Below are 17,541 nucleotides of genomic sequence, written 5' to 3' on the forward strand. Positions count from 1 at the left end.
GACGCCCCGCCGTGCCACCGAATCGCCCAAAGCTGTGATCCGCATCACAGCATCACGTTCCCACGCTCGCCCGGCCCCGGTTCCCGCCCTAGCGTTCGCGATGCTCGACGGCACCACGGGCTCCGTCGACCACCCCCTGACGCGGGAGCCGGCATGCAGTACGACCTCCACAAGCCCGAACCCCCGACCGACGACAAACGCTGGAAGCTGGTGAGCGCGACGATGCGGCGCTGCGGGGGGGACGCGCGCGCCCTGATCGAGACGCTGCACACCGTCCAGGACACCTTCGGATACCTCGATCCCGACGCGCTGAAGTTCGTCGCGGTGTCGCTGCGGGTGCCCTACAGCACGGTCTTCGGCGTGGCGACCTTCTACCACCACTTCTCGATGAAGCCGCCGGGCGACCACACCTGCGTGGTCTGCACCGGCACGGCCTGCCACATCAAGGGCGCGGGCGAGCTGCTCGAGAAGATCGAGCAGGAGTTCGGCGTCGCCGCCGGCGAAACGCGCGAGGACGGGAAGATCTCCGTGCTCGAGGCGCGCTGCATCGGCGCCTGCGGTCTGGCCCCGGTCGCGACCTTCGACGGCGACGTCGCCGGCAAGCTGTCCGGGGACGAGACCCTCGCTCGCATCCACGGGATGGTCGACGATGAACTATGAAGAACTCGTGGAACTGGCCGACGAGGCCCGTGCCGACGTCGAAGGTTACGACCACACGATCCGCGTCTGCACCGCGGCGGGCTGCCTGAGCTCGGGCAGCGGGGCGGTCAAGGACGCCCTCGAGACCGAGGTCGGGAAGCGCGGCGAAGGTGAGCACCGCTGCCGGGTCTCGGGCGCCGGCTGCATGGGCCTGTGCGCGGGCGGACCGCTCGTGAAGGTCGACGACGACGTCGTGTATCGCGACGTCACGGCCGAGCACGCGGCGCCGATCGTCGACTCCCTCGGCGGCGACCCGCTGTCGGACCTGCGGATCGATCCCGACGACCCCTTCTTCGCGCGCCAGATGCCGATCGTGCTGGAGAACTGCGGCACGGTCGATCCGGAACGCCTGGAGGACTACCTCGCGCGCGACGGCTACCAGGCGCTGTGGAGCGCGGTGCACGAACGCACGCCGGCCGAGGTGCTCGACGAGATCAACCACAGCGGCCTGCGCGGCCGCGGCGGCGCGGGCTACCCCACCGGCCTGAAGTGGACCACGGTGGCCAAGGCCAAGGGCCGTGAGAAGTGCGTGGTGTGCAACGCCGACGAGGGCGATCCCGGCGCCTTCATGGACCGCAGCGTGCTCGAGGGCGACCCGCACCGCGTGCTCGAGGGCATGGCCCTGGCCGGCTACGCGGTCGGCGCCTCGCAGGGCTACATCTACGTGCGCGTGGAGTACCCGCTGGCCGTCGAGCGCCTGCAGAAGGCGATCAAGCTGGCCCGACGCGCGAACTTCCTGGGTCACCGCGTGTGCGGAACGGAATTCGCCTTCCACGTCGAGATCCGCCTCGGCGCCGGCGCCTTCGTCTGCGGCGAGGAGACCGCGCTGATGGCCTCGATCGAGGGCCGTCGCGGCAACCCGCGTCCGCGCCCGCCCTATCCGGCGCAGGCCGGGCTCTGGGGCCGGCCCACCCTGGTGAACAACGTCGAGAGCTTCGCCAACGTGCCCGCGATCCTGCGCCGCGGCAGCGACTGGTTCTCGCAGATCGGCACCGCCAAGAGCAAGGGGACGAAGGTCTTCGCCCTCGCGGGCCGTGTGCGCAACACGGGGCTGATCGAGGTGCCCATGGGCACCACCCTGCGCGACATCATCTTCGACATCGGCGGCGGCATCCCCGACGGCCGCGAGTTCAAGGCCGTGCAGACGGGCGGCCCGAGCGGCGGCTGCATCCCCGCTGACCACCTCGACACGCCGGTCGACTACGAGTCGCTGCAGGCGCTGGGCTCGATCATGGGCTCGGGCGGGATGATCGTCATGGACGACTCGTCGTCGATGGTCGAGGTCGCCCGCTACTTCATGGAGTTCAGCAAGACCGAGTCGTGCGGCAAGTGCGTTCCCTGCCGCGTGGGCACCGTCCAGGTGCACGACCTGTTGCAACGCATCCTCGACGGCACCGCCCCACCCGACGCGCGACAGCAACTGCACCGCTACGCGCACCTGCTGCGCGAGGCCAGCCTGTGCGGCCTGGGTCAGTCGGCGTCGAATCCCGTGTTGAGCACGTTGCAGTTCTTCGGCCACGAGTACGACGAGCTGCTCGGCGCCACGGAGGAGGCACGATGAACGAGCACGAGAACGTCGTCACCCTGACCATCGACGACCAACCGATCGGTGCCCACGGCGAGCAGTCGGTGCTCGAAGTCGCGCGCGAGAACGGGATCGACATTCCCACCCTGTGCCACCTCGACGGCCTCGGACCCATCGGCGCCTGCCGGCTGTGCATGATCGAGATCGAGGGCGACTCCCGCCTGCACCCGGCCTGCGTGACCAAGGTCGAGGAGGGCCAGGTCATCCACACGGACACGAAGCGCGTGCAGGCCCACCGGCGCTCGATCGTCGAGATGCTGTTCGCCGAGCGCAACCACGTGTGCGCGGTCTGCGTCTCGAACGGCCACTGCGAGCTGCAGAACCTGGCGCAGGACATGGGCATCACCTACGTGAGCATCCCCTATCTGCACCCCGACCTCGACGTCGACGCCTCGCATCCGCGCTTCAGCCTCGACCACAACCGCTGCGTGCTGTGCACCCGCTGCGTGCGCGTGTGCGACGAGATCGAGGGCGCGCACACCTGGGACGTCATGGGCCGCGGTGTCGAAGCCCGGGTGATCACCGACATGGGCACGCCCTGGGGCGTATCGGAGACCTGCACCTCGTGCGGCAAGTGCGTGCACGTGTGCCCCACCGGCGCCCTGGTCGAAAAGGGTCACTCGGTGGCCGAGATGCACAAGGAGCGCCAGTTCCTCCCCTACCTCACGATCATGAGGGAGCGACGATGAGCACCACGGACGGACGCAAGCGCCTGGCCACGATCTGGCTCGACGGCTGCTCGGGTTGCCACATGTCCTTCCTCGACATGGACGAGGCCCTGGTCGACGTCGCCGCGATGGCCGACGTGGTCTACGGACCGCTGGTCGACACCAAGGAGTTCCCGGCCGACGTCGACGTCACGCTGGTCGAGGGCGGTGTGAGCAGCGAGGAGGACCTCGAGAAGATCAAGACGGTTCGCAGCCGCACGAAGGTCCTCGCAGCACTCGGTGACTGCGCGGTCACCGCGAACGTCAGCGGCCTGCGCAACCAGTTCCCCGTGGACCGCGTGATCGAGCGCGCCTACCACGAGAACGCCGACGACGGAGAGGGCCCACAGACCGACGTCCCCCGTCTCGAGGTCTGGTCGAAGCCGTTGCACGCCCACGTGACCGTCGACCTCTGGATCCCGGGATGCCCTCCGTCGGCCCAGACGATCCAGTTCGCCGTCACCGAGCTCCTGCAGGATCGCATTCCCGACCTCAGCGAACACACGCGCTTCGGCGCCTGACCCTGGATCGAGGTTCGCCATGGCCCGCACCGTCACCATCGACCCCGTCACCCGCATCGAGGGTCACGCGCACATCACGATCGACCTCGACGACGAAGGCTTCGTGTCCGACGCGCGCTTCCACGTGACCCAGCTCCGCGGCTTCGAGATGTTCTGCGAGGGCCGGCCCTTCGCCGAGATGCCCTCGCTCATGGCGCGGATCTGCGGGATCTGCCCGGTGAGCCACCTCGTGGCCTCGAGCAAGGCCTGCGACGCGCTCATGGCCGTGAGCATCCCGCCCAACGGCGCGCGCCTGCGCCGCCTGATCAACCTGGCGCAGATCGTCCAGTCGCACGCGCTGAACTTCTTCCACCTGTCGTCGCCCGACCTGCTCCTGGGCATGGACTCCGATCCCGAGAAGCGCAACGTGTTCGGCGTGCTCGCCCAGCATCCCAAGCAGACGAAGGAGGGCATCCGCCTGCGCGCCTTCGGTCAGGAGCTGATCCGCACGCTCGGCGGCAAGCGCGTCCACCCCGGATGGGTGGTCCCCGGTGGCGTGAGCCATCCGCTCGAAGAAGAAGCCCGCGACCGCGTCCTGGCCGAACTGCCCGAGATGATGGTGATCGTCGAGCGCAACCTCGACTGGTTCAAGGGACACATGGACGGCTTCCAGGAGGAGATCCGGAGCTTCGCGAACTTCCCGAGCCTGTTCATGGCCCTGGTCGACGAGAAGGGCCGGCTGGACTTCTACGACGGCAAGCTGCGCTTCGTGAATGCGGCCGGCAATGCCGTCGGCGACGACGTCGACCCGGCCGACTACGCGCGGGTGATCGCCGAGCGAAACGAGTCCGACTCGTACCTGAAGTCTCCCTACTACCGTCCGATGGGCTACCCCGACGGCATGTACCGCGTGGGACCGCTGGCCCGGATGAACGTGGTGGAGTCGCTCGGCACGTCGGCGGCCGATCAGGAATGGGCGGAATTCCAGCAGCTGTCCCGCGGATCGGTGCTGAGTTCCTTCCACTACCACTACGCCCGGCTGATCGAGATCCTGTACTGCCTCGAGCGCATCCGCGAACTGCTCGAGGATCCCGGGATCCTCGATCCGCACGTGCGCGCGCACGCCGAGCCCAACGCCCGCGTGGGCGTGGGCGCGTCGGAGGCGCCGCGGGGAACCCTGTTCCACCACTACGAGATCGACGAGAACGGCCTGATGAAGAAGGCCAATCTGATCATCGCCACCGGCCACAACAACCTGGCCATGAACCGCGGGGTGCTGCAGGTGGCCAAGCACTACATCAACGATGGTCAGGTGGACGACGGCGCCCTCAACCGCGTGGAAGCGGTGATCCGCGCCTTCGATCCGTGCCTGAGCTGCTCGACCCACGCCCTGGGCGAGATGCCGATGGACGTCGTGGTGCGCGACGCCCAGGGGAACGTGGTCGATCGGAAGGTCCGCTCGTGACCGCTCCCTTCGTGGTGATCGGCATCGGCAACACGCTGCGGCGCGACGACGGGGTCGGCCACGCGGTGGTCGAGGTGCTCCGTGAACACGCGGACCCGGCCGAAATCGAACTCTCAACCTGCCACCAGTTGCTGCCCGAGTGCGTGGTGTCGCTCGAGGGGCGACGCGGGGTGGTGTTCGTCGACGCGACGGTCGAGCGACCGGCCGGGGAGATCGGGACGCGCGCGGTCGAGGCCGATGCCGAACCGTGGCGCTGGGGGCACCAGTTGCGCCCGGAGACCGTACTGGGACTCCTGGACGACACATCTCGTCCGGCCGCCCTGGTGGTCGGGATCGGCGCCGCGGACTTCGACTACGGCGAGGAGCTCGGCAAGCCGGTGCGCGCGGCGGTGCCCGCGGCCGTCGAGGCGATCCTGACCTGGACGCGAACGGTGGACACCACCGCGTCCACCTGATCCCCGGACCTCCCCGAACGACCCTCCGGGCGGCTCCCGATGGCCACCCGGACCCTTCGCGCGCAGCTTCGGTCCCGCCCTCCACGTCGAAGGAAGCGGGATGCCCGGAGGCTCGAACGATCGGCACGAGTTCCTGCACCGCGTCGCGATCGTATGGTTCGCCGCGCTCGCGCTGGGGATCGTCTGGGCGCTGCTGCGCGAGATCGTGGCCGCGCTGCTCACCCTGTTCGGGGCACTGCTCTTCGCGGTGTTCCTCGACGCCTGCGCGCGGTGGATCGGGCACTGGCTGCGGCTGGGCCGGCGCACGGCCCTGACCATCGTGCTGGTGGTCATGCTGCTCGCGTTCGGGGGCTTCTTCGCGGCCACGGGCCCGTCGATCGTCGCGCAGACCGCGGAGCTCGCGGATCAGATTCCCGCCGCGCTGCAGTCGGCCCGCGACTTCGTCGACCGCCACGCCTGGTCGCGCGATCTGCTGAACGGCGCCGACGGGTCGTTCGCCGCGTGGGACTCCGACGTCTTCCGTCGGGTGACGGGCATCTTCTCCACGGCCTTCGGTGCCTGGTCGAGCATCGCGATCGCCCTGGTGGTCGCGGTGTTCGTCGCCTACGTGCCCTTCACCTACCTGAACGCGGCGCTCCGACTCGTGCCGCCGACGAACCGTCCTCGCGCGCACGAGGTCTTCGACCAGCTCGGCCAAGGGCTGCGGTGGTGGTTGGTGGGACGCGTGGCCTCGATGCTCGTGGTCGGTGTGATGACCTACGTCGGGCTCCTGATCGTGGACGTCCCCCTGGCCCTGACCCTGGCGTTGATCGCCACGGTGCTGTCGTTCGTGCCGTACCTGGGACCGATCCTCTCGGCCCTGCCGGCCATGTTGATCGCCCTGACCGACGATCCGACCAAGGCCCTCGTCGTAGCCGCGCTCTACGCCGGAATCCAGGTCGTCGAGGGCAATGCGATCACGCCCATCATCCAACAGCGTGCACTGCGTCTACCCGCCGCGCTGCTCGTGGCGACGCAGTTCGTCATGGGCGCTCTCCTGGGAATCGGTGGGATTTTCCTGTCGACGCCCTTCCTCGTGGTGGTCGTGATCCTCGTGCAGATGCTCTACGTCGAGTCGGCCCTCGGCGAGGACGTCGACGTCATGGGAAGTCACTGAACCGGCCCGATCAGGATCTCGTCGACGAAGATGAACGCCTCGCCGCCCGCCCCGGGGTGCCACGCGGGGATCGTTCCGTAGTTCTCGGCGTGTACGCGCACGTAGCGGGCGCGGGTGTCGACGTCGAGCAGCAGGCGCTCCCGGAAGACGGCGTCGACGTCGTCGGGAACAGTGTGGCCCACGCTGCCCACTTCGACGAAGTCCTCGCCGTCGTCGCTGACGAAGAAGCGCACGCGGGCGGGCATCCAGATCCACGACCGCATGTCCTGCAGGAAGCTCGCACCGAGGGCTTCGAGTTCCACGACCCCGCCGAGATCGACGGTCGCCACGAAGTCCTGGTCCTGGTAGCCCTGCCACTTGCCCGTGCGCCAGTCCTCGGGACCGAAGCGGCCGTCGATCAGCGCGTCGGGACCGCCCGCGGTGTACTGCGGATTCGGCACGCTCCGCACCTGCACGCTCCAGTCGTGCGGGATGCGATGGAAGCGACTGCTCACCACGGGGCTCGATCGATCGCCGTCGACGGCGACGAAGCGTAGATGGGTGGTCTCGTCGAGGCTGAGCGGCCCGTCGTAGCGCGCGCCGGTGTGGGGATCGGCGCCATCGGTGGTGTAGCGGATGGTGGCCCCGGGATCGGCGGTGGCGAGCTCCACGATGAGCGTCCCCCGGAAAGTCGCCGACTCCGCGCGCGACCAGGGTGCGGCCAGCACGGGCTCGCCGGCGACCCGTGACCGCGGACGGTGCTCCGGCGCGCGTCCCCAGTCGCTCGGGGTGCGGCCGGTCTCGACGGCCAGCGTGCCGCCGGCGAGGATCTCGTCGTGCCGCAGGAAGCTGCGCTCCAGCAGTTCGCCGTTCAACGTCGCCGACCGCACGTACACCGTGCCGTCACGCGGGCCGCGCGTCGCGATCGTGAAGCGGCGGCCGTTCTCGAGCCGCAGCTCGGCCCGCTCGAAGAGCGGAGGTCCGAGCACGTAGTCGGGCGATCCCGGCGCCACGGGGTACATGCCCAGCGCCGACAGCACGTACCAGCTCGACATCTGCCCGCAGTCCTCGTTGCCGATCAGCCCGTCGGGCTCCGGCGTGTAGAAGTCGTCGAGGATCGGGCGGATCCGCTCGGCGCTGCGGTCGGGACGGCCCGCGAAGTGGTAGAGCCACGCCACGTGATGGCTCGGCTCGTTGCCGTGGGCGTACTGGCCGATCCGGCCCGTGATGTCGGGCTGGTCGCGGCCGGTGGTCGCGCTGTCGACCTCGAAGAGCGAGTCGAGCGCGGCGACGAAACGGTCCTCGCCGCCCAGCGCCTCGACGAAGGACTCGACGTCGTGGGGCACCATGAAGCGGTACTGCCAGCCGTTGGCCTCGGTGTGGTGGAAGTCCACGCGCCGCGGATCGAAGGGTGTGAGCCAGCCGCCGTTCTCCCGTGCCCGCATGAAGCCGGTCCGGGGATCCAGCAGGTGGCGCCAGGCCTGGCTCCGTACGGCGTAGATGCGCGCGACGTCGTCGCGTCCCATGGCCTCGGCCATGCGCGCGATCGCCCAGTCGTCGTAGGCGTACTCCAGGGTCTTGCTCACCGACTCCGACTCGTGGTCGAGCGCGATGTAGCCGTCGCGCCGGTAGGCCTCCAATCCGTAGTGGTCGCGGGTGGCGCTGTGCCGCATGGCCTCGAGGGCGTGCTCGGCGTCGAAGCCGCGGATGCCCTTGACGTAGGCGTCGGCGATCACGCTCACCGCGTGGTAGCCGATCATGGTGAAGGTCTCGTTGGCGGCCAGCTCCCACACCGGCAGCAGGCCGCCCTGTTCGTACTGCGCCAGCATGGTCTGCACGAACTCGCGCGTGCGTTCCCGCTCGAGGATCGTGAACAGCGGGTGCGTGGCGCGGTAGGTGTCCCACAGCGAGAACACGGTGTAGTGCCGGCGCCCCTCGGTCCGATGGATCCGCTGGTCCATGCCGCGGTAGCGGCCGTCGACGTCGCTGAACAGGTTCGGCGCGAGGAAGCCGTGGTAGAGCGCGGTGGCGAACACCGTCTTCTGGGCGTCGGTGGCGCCCTCGATCGCGACCTTGTCGATCTGCTCGCGCCAGGCGTCGATCGCCGCGGCCTTCACCGCGTCGAAGTCACGTCCCCCGACGCTCGATTCGAGGTTGCGCAGCGCGCCGTCGACGTCCACCGCACTGATGCCGACGGCGATCTCCACGGGACCGCCCGCGGATCCGAACGAGAGCACCGCCTTGATCGGCGGCACCGCGTGCCCCTGCTCCTCGTACGACACGCCGTCGTGCTCCACTTCACGTGTGATGTCGACGTCGAAGTCCCGGTCGGCACGCAGGGCGAAGTACACGTGCTGGTCGCGTGCCCAGGCCGTCGAACGCCGCATGCCGACCAGGGTGCGCCCGTCGATCACCTCGAGCGCGTTGTCGAGCAGCGCGTCGCGGTGCGCCAGGTCGAGGATCACGTGCGCCGGCTCGCCGGCCGGGAAGGTGTAGCGGTGCACGCCTGCTCGTTCGGAGGCGGTGAGCTCGACCTTCACCCCGTAGTCGGCGAGTTCGACCTCGTACCAGCCGGCGCCCGCCCGCTCCGTGGCCTTGTCGAAGCGGCTCCCGTAACCGCCGTCGGGATCGTCGGGATAACCGTTCCGCAGCACGGGCTCGCCGGTCATCGGCATCAACAACACGTCGGCGTAGTCGCTCACGCCGGTTCCCGAGAGGTGGGTGTGGGAGAAGCCGAAGACGATCGTGTCGGTGAAGTGGTAGCCCGAGCAGCCGTCCCACCCCGTGAGGCGGGTGTCGGGCGAGAGCTGCACCATACCGAAGGGCAGGGTCGGGCCCGGATACGTGTGCCCGTGGCCACCGGTGCCGATGAAGGGGTCGACGTGATCGACCAGGGAGGCCGAGGCCGGGACGGCGAGGAAGAGCAGGACGGAGAGGAATCGGATCATGGAGGACTCGACCGGGTGCGGGGATCGTCAGCGGTGGTCGGCCGGCATGGTAGCCGAGGCCGGGGGCCGAGTCGAAGTCCGCCGTGTCCCGCGCGCCATGGTCGCGGTGAGCGCGTCGGCGGTGAACATCCGTCCGAGCGCACGGGAATCGTTCACCGGGGCGGCGCTGGATCGAGCCTTCGGTACGGACCCACGCGCTCCCGGAAGGACCCACACGACTCGCAACGAACGTAGGGGCGCGTCCTACCACAGGAACAGGCCGACTCTCACCAGCGGCGCAAGCCACTGCGGCGCAACGCCCTGGACCCACTCATCGCGTCGACGGGCGGGGCTCGCCCCGCACCGGCTCGTGCTTGGCCCTTCTGTTGCCTCCCACGGGCTTCGGCCCCGGAGAGAAGCGTGTTCCGGGGACACCCTGACGATCCACCACACGACCGCAGCTACGGCAAAGAAAAGTGGAGACACCGTGATCAAGAACCTCAGGATCGGTGCCAAGCTCGGCGTCGGATTCGGACTGGTCATCGCCCTGACGCTGGGACTGGGCGCGCTGGCCATCTCGTCGATGAACGAGATCGGTACTCGCTCGAGCTGGTTGGCGGACGAGTACCTGCCAGAGGTCCGGCTCGCGAGCCAGATCGAGCGCAGCAGCCTGCTCACCATGTACGCCATGCGGGGCTACGGGCTGACCGGCGACCGGGACCTCCTGGCCGAGGCCGAGGCGGAGCTGCAGACGGTCTCCGAGGCCGCGGCCGACGCTCGGACTCTCTCCGAGGAATCCACGCAGCTCGAGATGCTGGCCGGGAACATCGACGCCGTGCGAGCCGAGATCGACTCCTACGTCGACCTCAAGGATCGCACCGAGCTGGCGAACACCGAGATGAACGCGGCCTACGACACTCTCGATTCCGCTTCCGAGTCCTATCTGCGCACCTCGGGTGCCGTCCTCGACGATCTGGCTGCACGCTTCGATCGCGGCATCGATTCCGGCGAGCCGCCCTCGGAGCTGAAGAGCTACCGCCACCGTATGGAGTGGGTCAACGACGTGATCGACGTGGGCAATGCTACGCGTGTGGCCACCTGGCAGGCCCGGGCCCAACGCGATCGTTCGATGCTCGAGGCGGCATTCGCCGACTTCGAGTCCGTGGACGTCATCCTGCAGAGGATCCGTGAGACCACCACACGACAGGACGACCTGGAGCGCCTCGAGACCATCGCTTCCGCCGGCGATGACTATCGCCGCGGCATGCGCGAGCTCTCCGATGCCTGGTCCCGACTCGACGCCCTGGCCCAGCAGCGCGACGAGGTCGGCGAGACCCTGCTCGCGCTGGCCACCGACGTCAGTTCCCGGGGGATCGACGAGGCCGACGCGATCGCGGGCGACGCCGAATCCACGGTGGAACAGGCTTCGACGGTGCTCGTGGTGGGACTCGGTATCAGTTGCCTGCTCGCCATCGTCTTCGCCGTGTTCATCACCCGCGCGATCACCCGCCCGTTGGGTGTGGGCGTGCGCTTCGCCCGCTCGGTGTCCGACGGCGATCTCACCCAGAGTGTCGACCTCGACCAACGCGACGAGGTCGGCATGCTCGCCGAGGCGTTGAATCAGATGGTCGACCGCGTGGGCGAGGTCGTCGGCAACGTGAAGGCCTCGGCCGACAACGTCACCGCCGGCGCCCAGGAACTGAGCGGAGCCGCGCAGAAGCTGTCGGAGGGCTCGACCGAGCAGGCCTCCTCCATCGAAGAAGTCAGCTCGAGCATGGAGCAGATGGCGAGCAACATCCGTCAGAACGCCGACAATTCGTCGCAGACCGAAAAGGTCTCGGTCAGTGTGTCCGAACGGGCCACCGAGGGCGGACGCGCCGTCGAGGAGACCGTCACCGCGATGAACGAGATCGCCGAGCGCATCGGGATCGTGGGCGAGATCGCCCGGCAGACCAATCTGCTGGCCCTGAACGCCGCGATCGAGGCCGCCCGGGCGGGCAGTCACGGCAAGGGCTTCGCCGTCGTGGCGAGTGAGGTGCGCAAGCTCGCCGAGCGCAGCCAGAAGGCCGCGGCCGAGATCGGCGAGCTGTCCAGTTCGAGCGTCGAGGTCGCCACCCGGGCCGGTCAGCTCCTCCAGGAGATCGTGCCCGACATCCAGCGGACCTCGGACCTGGTCCAGGAGATCAGCGCGGCCAGCCGTGAGCAGGACAGCGGCGCACAGCAGATCAACGGCGCCATCGAGCAACTCGACCAGGTGATCCAGCAGAACGCTTCGGCCAGCGAGGAGATGTCGGCGACCAGCGAGGAGCTGACCGGTCAGGCCGAGCACCTGCAGCAGGGCGTGGCCTTCTTCCGCGTCGACGAGGGGAGTGGGCAGTCGTGAGCACCGACCTCGCCACCACCTCGCAGCAGTACCTGACCTTCCGTCTGGCCGGCGAGACCTTCGCCCTGGCCATCGCCAAGGTCCGCGAGGTCCTCGAGCACCGAACCCTGACCAAGCTACCGCAGACACCCGCGACGGTGCGCGGAGTGATCAACCTGCGCGGACACGTGGTGCCGGTCGTCGACCTCAACCTCCGCTTCGGAAATCGAGAGACCGAGACGACCGTCGACACCTGCATCGTGATCACCGAAGTCGAGATCGACGGCACGGTTGCACACATCGGCGCCCTCGTCGACGCCGTGGACGAGGTCTTCGAACTCGAGGACGACCGGATCGAACCCCCGCCGCGCATGGGCCTGAACCTCGACACGAGCTACGTCCGGGGAATGGGCAAGCGGGACGACGACTTCGTGATCGTCCTCGACGCCGACCGTGTCTTCGACGCACGCGACGCCGCGTTGTCGCAGTCTGAACGCGACGAGACATCGGTCTAGCCGCGCTCGGGGAGCGGTCGCCTTCACTCCCACCGTGGGCCTGCGCCCATGGAAGGCGGCCGCTTCCGCGGCGGAAGTGTCTCGTTCCGGCGTGGAAAGTCCCCAGGTGTCACCGATGCGCGCGTTCGACGGACGTCCTGGACGGCACGCCGCACCGCGATGCGGACGTCATCGTCTGGTGTCGACGACCGGGAGGTTCGAGAACTCGAGGCCGTGGTGGATGGTCGCCTTCTGGTGCGCGTGGCCCACGCCGTCGCACACCCGACGGAACGACTCCAGCCGCTCGTCGATGCTCGGGCGCCGCTGATCGCAGGGCCCGGTGATGGGCACATCCGGCACGTACTCCATGTCGAATGATGGCCAGCCGTCCGACCGTGCGCTGGAGCGGGCCGGTCTGTTCGGCCTTCCAGACCTCGCCCATTCCACCCCGGCCGATGCGCTCGAGGAGGACGTAGGGTCCCAACGACGCACCGATCCGGGCCGCGGGCATCTGGGGGGCGGTCGGACCGAGTTCCGTCCCGCCGTCGTCCGGTTCGGGAGGGCGATCCTCCATGATCGTGGAGTCTACACGATCGGATCCCGCCCGCGGCCGGAATCAACGTGTGACGATCTTCACGATCTCCTGGGCCATCTTCGTGGCCGAGGCCGGATTCTGTCCGGTGACCACACGACCGTCGACGATCACCTGCTCGGTGAAGTCGGGGGCGGTGACGACCTCGGCCCCGAGTTCACGCAGGCGCGACTCGAGGAGGAAGGGGACCACGGCCTCCTTCTGCGCGGCGTGCTCCTCGGAGTCCGTGAACGCGGCCAGGCGCCGGCCCGCGACGAAGGATCGACCGTCGTCGTCGATCACGCCCACGAAGCACGCCGGCCCGTGGCAGACCGCGCCGACCACCCCACCGCGGCCGTACACGTCGAGGATCGAACGCGCCACGACCGGGTTGCTGGGCAGGTCCCACATCGTGCCGTGGCCGCCGGCGAACACCAGCGCGTCGACGTCCTCGGCCGCGATCTCGTCGAGCGGCACCGTGTGATCGACCGCCCGCCGCACCTGCGGATCGTCGAGGAAGGCGGCCATGACCGGATCGTCGCGATCCGTGCTCGACGGATCGAGCGGTGCCGGTCCGCCCCGCGGACTGGCGAAGGTCACACGGAAGCCCGCCTCGGTGAACACGTGCCACGGATGCGCGGCCTCGCCCAGGTAGTACCCGGTGGCCTCGCCCGTGGCGCCGAGCGTGCCGTGGTTGGTCAGCACGATCACGGCGTGCGGGGCGTCGTCCTGCGCCGCGGCGCCCGGGGCGCCGACGAGGAGCACGAGCAGGGTGAAGAGGATGCGGTGGAGCATGGTGTCGCCGGGGGGAATGGATGCGTCCAGGGTAGGAAGGGCGGCAGGGGATGCCAGTGTCGGTGGGGGCGGGGTGGGATCTTCCGCGTGGGACGGGGATGCGGTCGGCGACGTCAGGACTTCCGGTACGCCGGAAGCAGTCCACGAACCATCGGGAAGTGCTTCGTGTTCAGGGTCTTCAGGGACGCTCCGAATTTCGGAGGCCGTCGCAGCGGTCAGCACATCCGCGAGACCGGTGCCGTGCGATGACCCGTGGTCCCGCTGCCTCACTCCTCCCCGGCCCAGGCTCCCACCAACTCCACGAGAACCCCAGCCGGCAACCGCCGCTGGTACACCGGATCCGCGTGCAGGAAGCGGATGACCTTCTCCTCGTCGATCACCGCCACTGCCGGCACCGGCAGCACGTGGTGGTCGAGGCCCGACGACTCCTCGAGCAGCTTCGCGTAGCGCTCGTCGGTCTGCACGTAGGCCAGTCCGAAGGCCTCGATCGCCTCCGCCGGCGCGTCGGAGAGCACGGGGAATTCGAGCCCGAGCTTCTTCACGCTTTCGGCGACCTTCGATGGTTTGTCGGGAGACACGGCGATCAGCTGGTAGTCCCGCTCGGCCAGGTCTTCGACCACGCTCTGCAACTCACCGAGTTGCGCGACGCAGAAGGGTCACCACCCACCACGGTAGAACACCACGATCGCCGGGGCGTCGCCGAGGACGGCGTGCAGGGTGGTCGGGGTACCGTCGGCCGTGGTGAGCGGAACGTCCGGGGCTTCGGATCCGACCAGGAGAGGACGGACTTCGGACGCAGCGTCAGGGAGTTGGGCGGACGCCCGCTCACTCGCGATTGCGGAAACGAGGACGGCGCCGGCCACGAGGGCGAGGAGCGGGCCCGGCGAAACGACCGGGCGTCGAGTGCGGAGAGTCATCAGGGCTTCGGATCCAGGGGGAGCGGTGATGGGGGACTGCTGGTCGCTCGGGTACGAGAACGAGCGACCTCACGTGACAGGACCGCGTCGTCGGCCCTGCTCGTACGGCGGTCGCGGGGCTTCACGGTCGCACGATCGGAACTCGGCCACCGTGCGGTGGGCCGGGGACGTTCGGGGGAAGATCCGCTCCGAACTTCGGGAACGGACGCGCTCTCAGGTTCTCACCTCGTTCCCTTTCCTCCGAAAGGGTATGGACTCCTCGGGCGCAGGGGGCTCCTGGAGCGCGTCGTCACTGTCGGGGAAGCTGGCCAGGACCGGGATCTCCAGGTGCTGCTCGACGTCGTCGCGGTTGCCGAGGGAGTGATCCAGATTCTCCAGATAGAATGCGAGCCCGATGCCCGCCATCAGCGCCAGGATCGGACCCAGAGCCAGGCGCACCATGTCGGCCTTCGCGTTCGCCCTGGCGCCGACCGCAGGACTGAGAACCGCGACGCTGTAGTCCCGGAAGCTCTGGCGATTGATCTCCGAATCCACGGACTGCTCCGAGAGCTCTGCGTACTGACTCTGCAGCGAACTGATCTGCGACTCCAGCGTCTGCAGACGACTGCTGTTGTCGAGAATACGCCCGATCTCGGTCTCGAGCTCGTCGAGCTGCCGGACCAACGCGTCGTTGACACTCTGGGCGACCCGGAGCTCGTGTTCCCGCATCGCGATCATCTGCTGGGTGTGCTCCTCGACCGAAGCCTCCAGACTCGCCACCGCCCGACGCGCCTCGACCACCTGCGGATGTTTCTCGGTGTACTTGTCCTGGAGCTCGCGGAGGGTGTCCCGCTCACGGTTGAGCCGGCGAACCCGCTCGACCATCGATCCACCCTGGACCGACCCCGTGTTCTCGGTGAAGGGGAGAGTCCCTGCTTCGTTGGCCAGGAATCTCTTCGCGTCTTCGATCTGCGTTCGCAGGCGCGCGATGTCGCGCTCGTTGCCCGAGAGACGGAGCCGCAACTGTTCTCGGCGATCGGTCAGCCTTTGGTTCTGGTGATCGATGTTGCCCGTTCCGAGTTGGCGTAGGATCGCAGACCGCTCCGCCTCCAGGGTCTCCAACCGAGCGAACACTGTGTCGGCGCGCGCACCGATGATCCCCATTGCATTGGGCAATTCGTAGATCTGATCGTGGTACTCGACATAGCTCTCGGCAACAGCGTTCGTGATCCGTTGAGCGATCTGTGGGTCGAGGTGGGTTCCCGAGACGAAGAGTACGTTCGACTCCCCCACGACCCCGGTGGCGATCGACTTCGACAGCTTGCCGAGGGAGATGTCCACGGGATCCCCCTCCGCGGGATCCTGCAGTTTCGCTCGCGCCTTCTGCAGCACGGGCATGCTCTGCAGGACCTCGATCTCCGACTCGACGACCTCGACCCAGGGAAGCGCCCGGCTGATGCGCTCCAGTACGCTCGACCGAGCTCCCTGTCGATTCAGGAGCAGTGTGGCATCGGCCGTGTACGTCGTGGGCGTCGTCACCGTCTTCAGACCGATGATGAGCGACGTGACCAAGAAGATTCCGAGGATGATCCACTTGCGCTTGAAGACCACCGCCAACAGATCACGCAGCGTGGTGTCGCGCTCGGTCGGGCCCGGTCCCTGGGAATAGATACCGCTCATGTTCGTTCTCCTGCTTGAGCTCCGGCTCAGAATCGCCGATTCTCGAAGACGTCCTCGAAGTTGACGAGACTCCAACCCGAGATGGCCACGTCCTCGGCCAGAAGGATACCGCGCAACGCCTGCTCCGTGGCGTTGTCCCATCTGGAAATGTTGCTCCTCGGGACCCAGACGATGTCGTAGGGCCGGAGTTGAAGCGAAGCGTCGCGATCGTCGTCGGCCATGTACTCCCGCATGTTCAGCAGGGCGGCGAAGGACTTCTCGTCGCCCTGGCCCTTGCGCAGAAGGATGATGTTGCTGAGACGCGCAGAGTCACGGTAGCCCCCCGCCTGGGCCAGCGCCTGCATGATGTCGATGCGCCGCTCGTACTGGTACTCTCCCGGGCGGGTCACTTCACCCAGCACGTAGAAACGTGCCCCGGTCTCCTGCACGATCACGTCCACGCGGGGCGAGACGAGGACCTCGGCGTAGGCGCCCTGCACCTCACCGGCGAGTTCCTCGGGCGACTTGCCCTCGGCCCGGACGTCGCCCAGATAGGGAAGACTCACGAATCCGTCGGGGCGCACCTTCACGAAACGGTTCTGCTCGGGGTGGGTGAAGAAGACCACCTCGAGCTGGTCGCCACCCTGGATGCGGTAACGCCATTCCTCGTCCGAACCCAACTCCGTGGTTCCGCCGGCGAAGACCTGTTCCGCTTCGTCGGCGTTGGGGCCGGTGGACTGCCCACGGTTCAGATCGAAGTCCGATCGCGCCGACGCACCGCATCCCGTCCCCAGCAGGATCACTCCGAGAAGCAGCGTCAATGTGCGCAGTCGCTGGGCGAAAGCCCGCGGGACCGACGCCGGGACCAAGTCGAAGACTGCTCGCATAGTTGCGCTCCGTGTCCGGGAAAGGTGGAACGTCCCTGAGAACTCCGCCTGTCCCTGGTGACTGTTGGACTGCGGCTCGGTAGCTGCAATCGACATTCCATCGATTCGAGACGGCCACGGTGCACATCCGGGCAAGAATGCGCGGCGCCGGTACGTCTCCGGCCACGGACCGCGGCGGCGTCGTCGATATGGGGTGGCCATGCGTATGGCCCGCCGAATCCATTACCAGTCTGCGTCGTTCGGACTCCGTGGGGCTCGCCTTCGGGAAGACGGCGATCGTGAACGTGCGAGGGGAGGCTCGCGGGGCACCCGATCCATGGTACCACGTGGAGGATAGCGCGGCGGCGGTCGGAAATCCAACCGGGGACTTGCCCGGCGATCGGTCCGGGTCGGGACCTCCGAGG

Annotated in this window: 14 protein-coding genes and 1 pseudogene; 9 read left to right on the top strand and 6 right to left on the bottom strand. The window is 68.2% G+C overall.

Annotation, left to right across the window (positions count from 1 at the left end):
• Positions 1-153: 153 nt before the first annotated feature.
• The 7 genes from hoxE (at position 154) to VKA86_15730 (ending at position 6,567) form a co-directional block, all read left to right on the top strand.
• Entirely contained in the window at positions 154-660 is a 507-nt protein-coding gene (hoxE, locus tag VKA86_15700; protein ID HKK72651.1) for a bidirectional hydrogenase complex protein HoxE, read from the top strand.
• Positions 650-2,260, top strand: coding sequence for a NuoF family protein (locus tag VKA86_15705; protein ID HKK72652.1), 1,611 nt, complete (start codon positions 650-652; stop codon positions 2,258-2,260). Before hoxE ends, VKA86_15705 begins: the two co-directional genes overlap by 11 nt.
• A complete protein-coding gene (gene hoxU, locus VKA86_15710) occupies positions 2,257-2,973 on the top strand; it encodes a bidirectional hydrogenase complex protein HoxU (protein HKK72653.1) in 717 nt (238 codons plus the stop codon). Before VKA86_15705 ends, hoxU begins: the two co-directional genes overlap by 4 nt.
• Entirely contained in the window at positions 2,970-3,512 is a 543-nt protein-coding gene (locus VKA86_15715; GenBank protein HKK72654.1) for an NADP oxidoreductase, read from the top strand. Before hoxU ends, VKA86_15715 begins: the two co-directional genes overlap by 4 nt.
• A 19-nt stretch (positions 3,513-3,531) precedes the next feature.
• Complete coding sequence (locus VKA86_15720; GenBank protein HKK72655.1) at positions 3,532-4,956, top strand: Ni/Fe hydrogenase subunit alpha; 1,425 nt, start codon at positions 3,532-3,534, stop codon at positions 4,954-4,956.
• Positions 4,953-5,411: a hydrogenase maturation protease gene (locus tag VKA86_15725; GenBank protein HKK72656.1), complete on the top strand. Its 459-nt coding sequence runs from the start codon at positions 4,953-4,955 to the stop codon at positions 5,409-5,411. Before VKA86_15720 ends, VKA86_15725 begins: the two co-directional genes overlap by 4 nt.
• A gap of 100 nt (positions 5,412-5,511) precedes the next feature.
• On the top strand, positions 5,512-6,567 hold the full coding sequence (locus tag VKA86_15730) for an AI-2E family transporter (GenBank protein ID HKK72657.1): 1,056 nt from the start codon (positions 5,512-5,514) through the stop codon (positions 6,565-6,567).
• Here the strand turns inward: VKA86_15730 and VKA86_15735 are convergent.
• Entirely contained in the window at positions 6,561-9,494 is a 2,934-nt protein-coding gene (locus VKA86_15735) for a GH92 family glycosyl hydrolase (protein ID HKK72658.1), read from the bottom strand. The two genes, VKA86_15730 and VKA86_15735, sit on opposite strands and share 7 nt — an antisense overlap.
• Positions 9,495-9,960: 466 nt before the next feature.
• On the opposite strand from VKA86_15735, the gene VKA86_15740 reads away from it, so the two are divergent.
• Complete coding sequence (locus tag VKA86_15740) at positions 9,961-11,856, top strand: methyl-accepting chemotaxis protein (protein HKK72659.1); 1,896 nt, start codon at positions 9,961-9,963, stop codon at positions 11,854-11,856.
• A complete protein-coding gene (locus tag VKA86_15745) occupies positions 11,853-12,350 on the top strand; it encodes a chemotaxis protein CheW (GenBank protein ID HKK72660.1) in 498 nt (165 codons plus the stop codon). Before VKA86_15740 ends, VKA86_15745 begins: the two co-directional genes overlap by 4 nt.
• Positions 12,351-12,518: 168 nt before the next feature.
• Here VKA86_15745 and VKA86_15750 read toward each other — a convergent pair whose 3' ends face one another.
• The 5 genes and pseudogenes from VKA86_15750 to VKA86_15770 all read right to left on the bottom strand — a co-directional run bounded on the left by VKA86_15750 (position 12,519) and on the right by VKA86_15770 (position 17,071).
• The gene (locus VKA86_15750) at positions 12,519-12,689 is read right to left on the bottom strand and encodes a hypothetical protein (GenBank protein ID HKK72661.1); all 171 of its coding nucleotides are present in this window, start codon (positions 12,687-12,689) and stop codon (positions 12,519-12,521) included.
• Positions 12,690-12,945: 256 nt separating this feature from the next.
• Positions 12,946-13,695, bottom strand: a complete 750-nt coding sequence (locus VKA86_15755) for a type 1 glutamine amidotransferase domain-containing protein (GenBank protein HKK72662.1) — start codon at positions 13,693-13,695, stop codon at positions 12,946-12,948.
• A 266-nt stretch (positions 13,696-13,961) separates the two neighbouring features.
• Positions 13,962-14,339, bottom strand: a pseudogene (locus tag VKA86_15760) (redoxin domain-containing protein).
• Positions 14,340-14,825: 486 nt separating this feature from the next.
• The gene (locus VKA86_15765; GenBank protein ID HKK72663.1) at positions 14,826-16,271 is read right to left on the bottom strand and encodes a Wzz/FepE/Etk N-terminal domain-containing protein; all 1,446 of its coding nucleotides are present in this window, start codon (positions 16,269-16,271) and stop codon (positions 14,826-14,828) included.
• Between the two features lie 26 nt (positions 16,272-16,297).
• A complete protein-coding gene (locus VKA86_15770) occupies positions 16,298-17,071 on the bottom strand; it encodes a polysaccharide biosynthesis/export family protein (GenBank protein ID HKK72664.1) in 774 nt (257 codons plus the stop codon).
• Positions 17,072-17,541 lie beyond the last annotated feature (470 nt).

The sequence above is a fragment of the Candidatus Krumholzibacteriia bacterium genome (genome assembly GCA_035268685.1).
Taxonomy (GTDB): Bacteria; Krumholzibacteriota; Krumholzibacteriia; order JAJRXK01; family JAJRXK01; genus JAJRXK01.

Excerpts from the sequence above, each read along its gene's own strand:
- hoxU (HKK72653.1), top strand. The coding sequence starts at position 2,257 with ATGAACGAGCACGAGAACGTCGTCACCCTGACCATCGACGACCAACCG.
- VKA86_15735 (HKK72658.1), bottom strand. The coding sequence starts at position 9,494 with ATGATCCGATTCCTCTCCGTCCTGCTCTTCCTCGCCGTCCCGGCCTCG.
- VKA86_15715 (HKK72654.1), top strand. The coding sequence starts at position 2,970 with ATGAGCACCACGGACGGACGCAAGCGCCTGGCCACGATCTGGCTCGAC.
- VKA86_15755 (HKK72662.1), bottom strand. The coding sequence starts at position 13,695 with ATGCTCCACCGCATCCTCTTCACCCTGCTCGTGCTCCTCGTCGGCGCC.
- VKA86_15705 (HKK72652.1), top strand. The coding sequence starts at position 650 with ATGAACTATGAAGAACTCGTGGAACTGGCCGACGAGGCCCGTGCCGAC.
- VKA86_15720 (HKK72655.1), top strand. The coding sequence starts at position 3,532 with ATGGCCCGCACCGTCACCATCGACCCCGTCACCCGCATCGAGGGTCAC.
- VKA86_15765 (HKK72663.1), bottom strand. The coding sequence starts at position 16,271 with ATGAGCGGTATCTATTCCCAGGGACCGGGCCCGACCGAGCGCGACACC.
- hoxE (HKK72651.1), top strand. The coding sequence starts at position 154 with ATGCAGTACGACCTCCACAAGCCCGAACCCCCGACCGACGACAAACGC.
- VKA86_15730 (HKK72657.1), top strand. The coding sequence starts at position 5,512 with ATGCCCGGAGGCTCGAACGATCGGCACGAGTTCCTGCACCGCGTCGCG.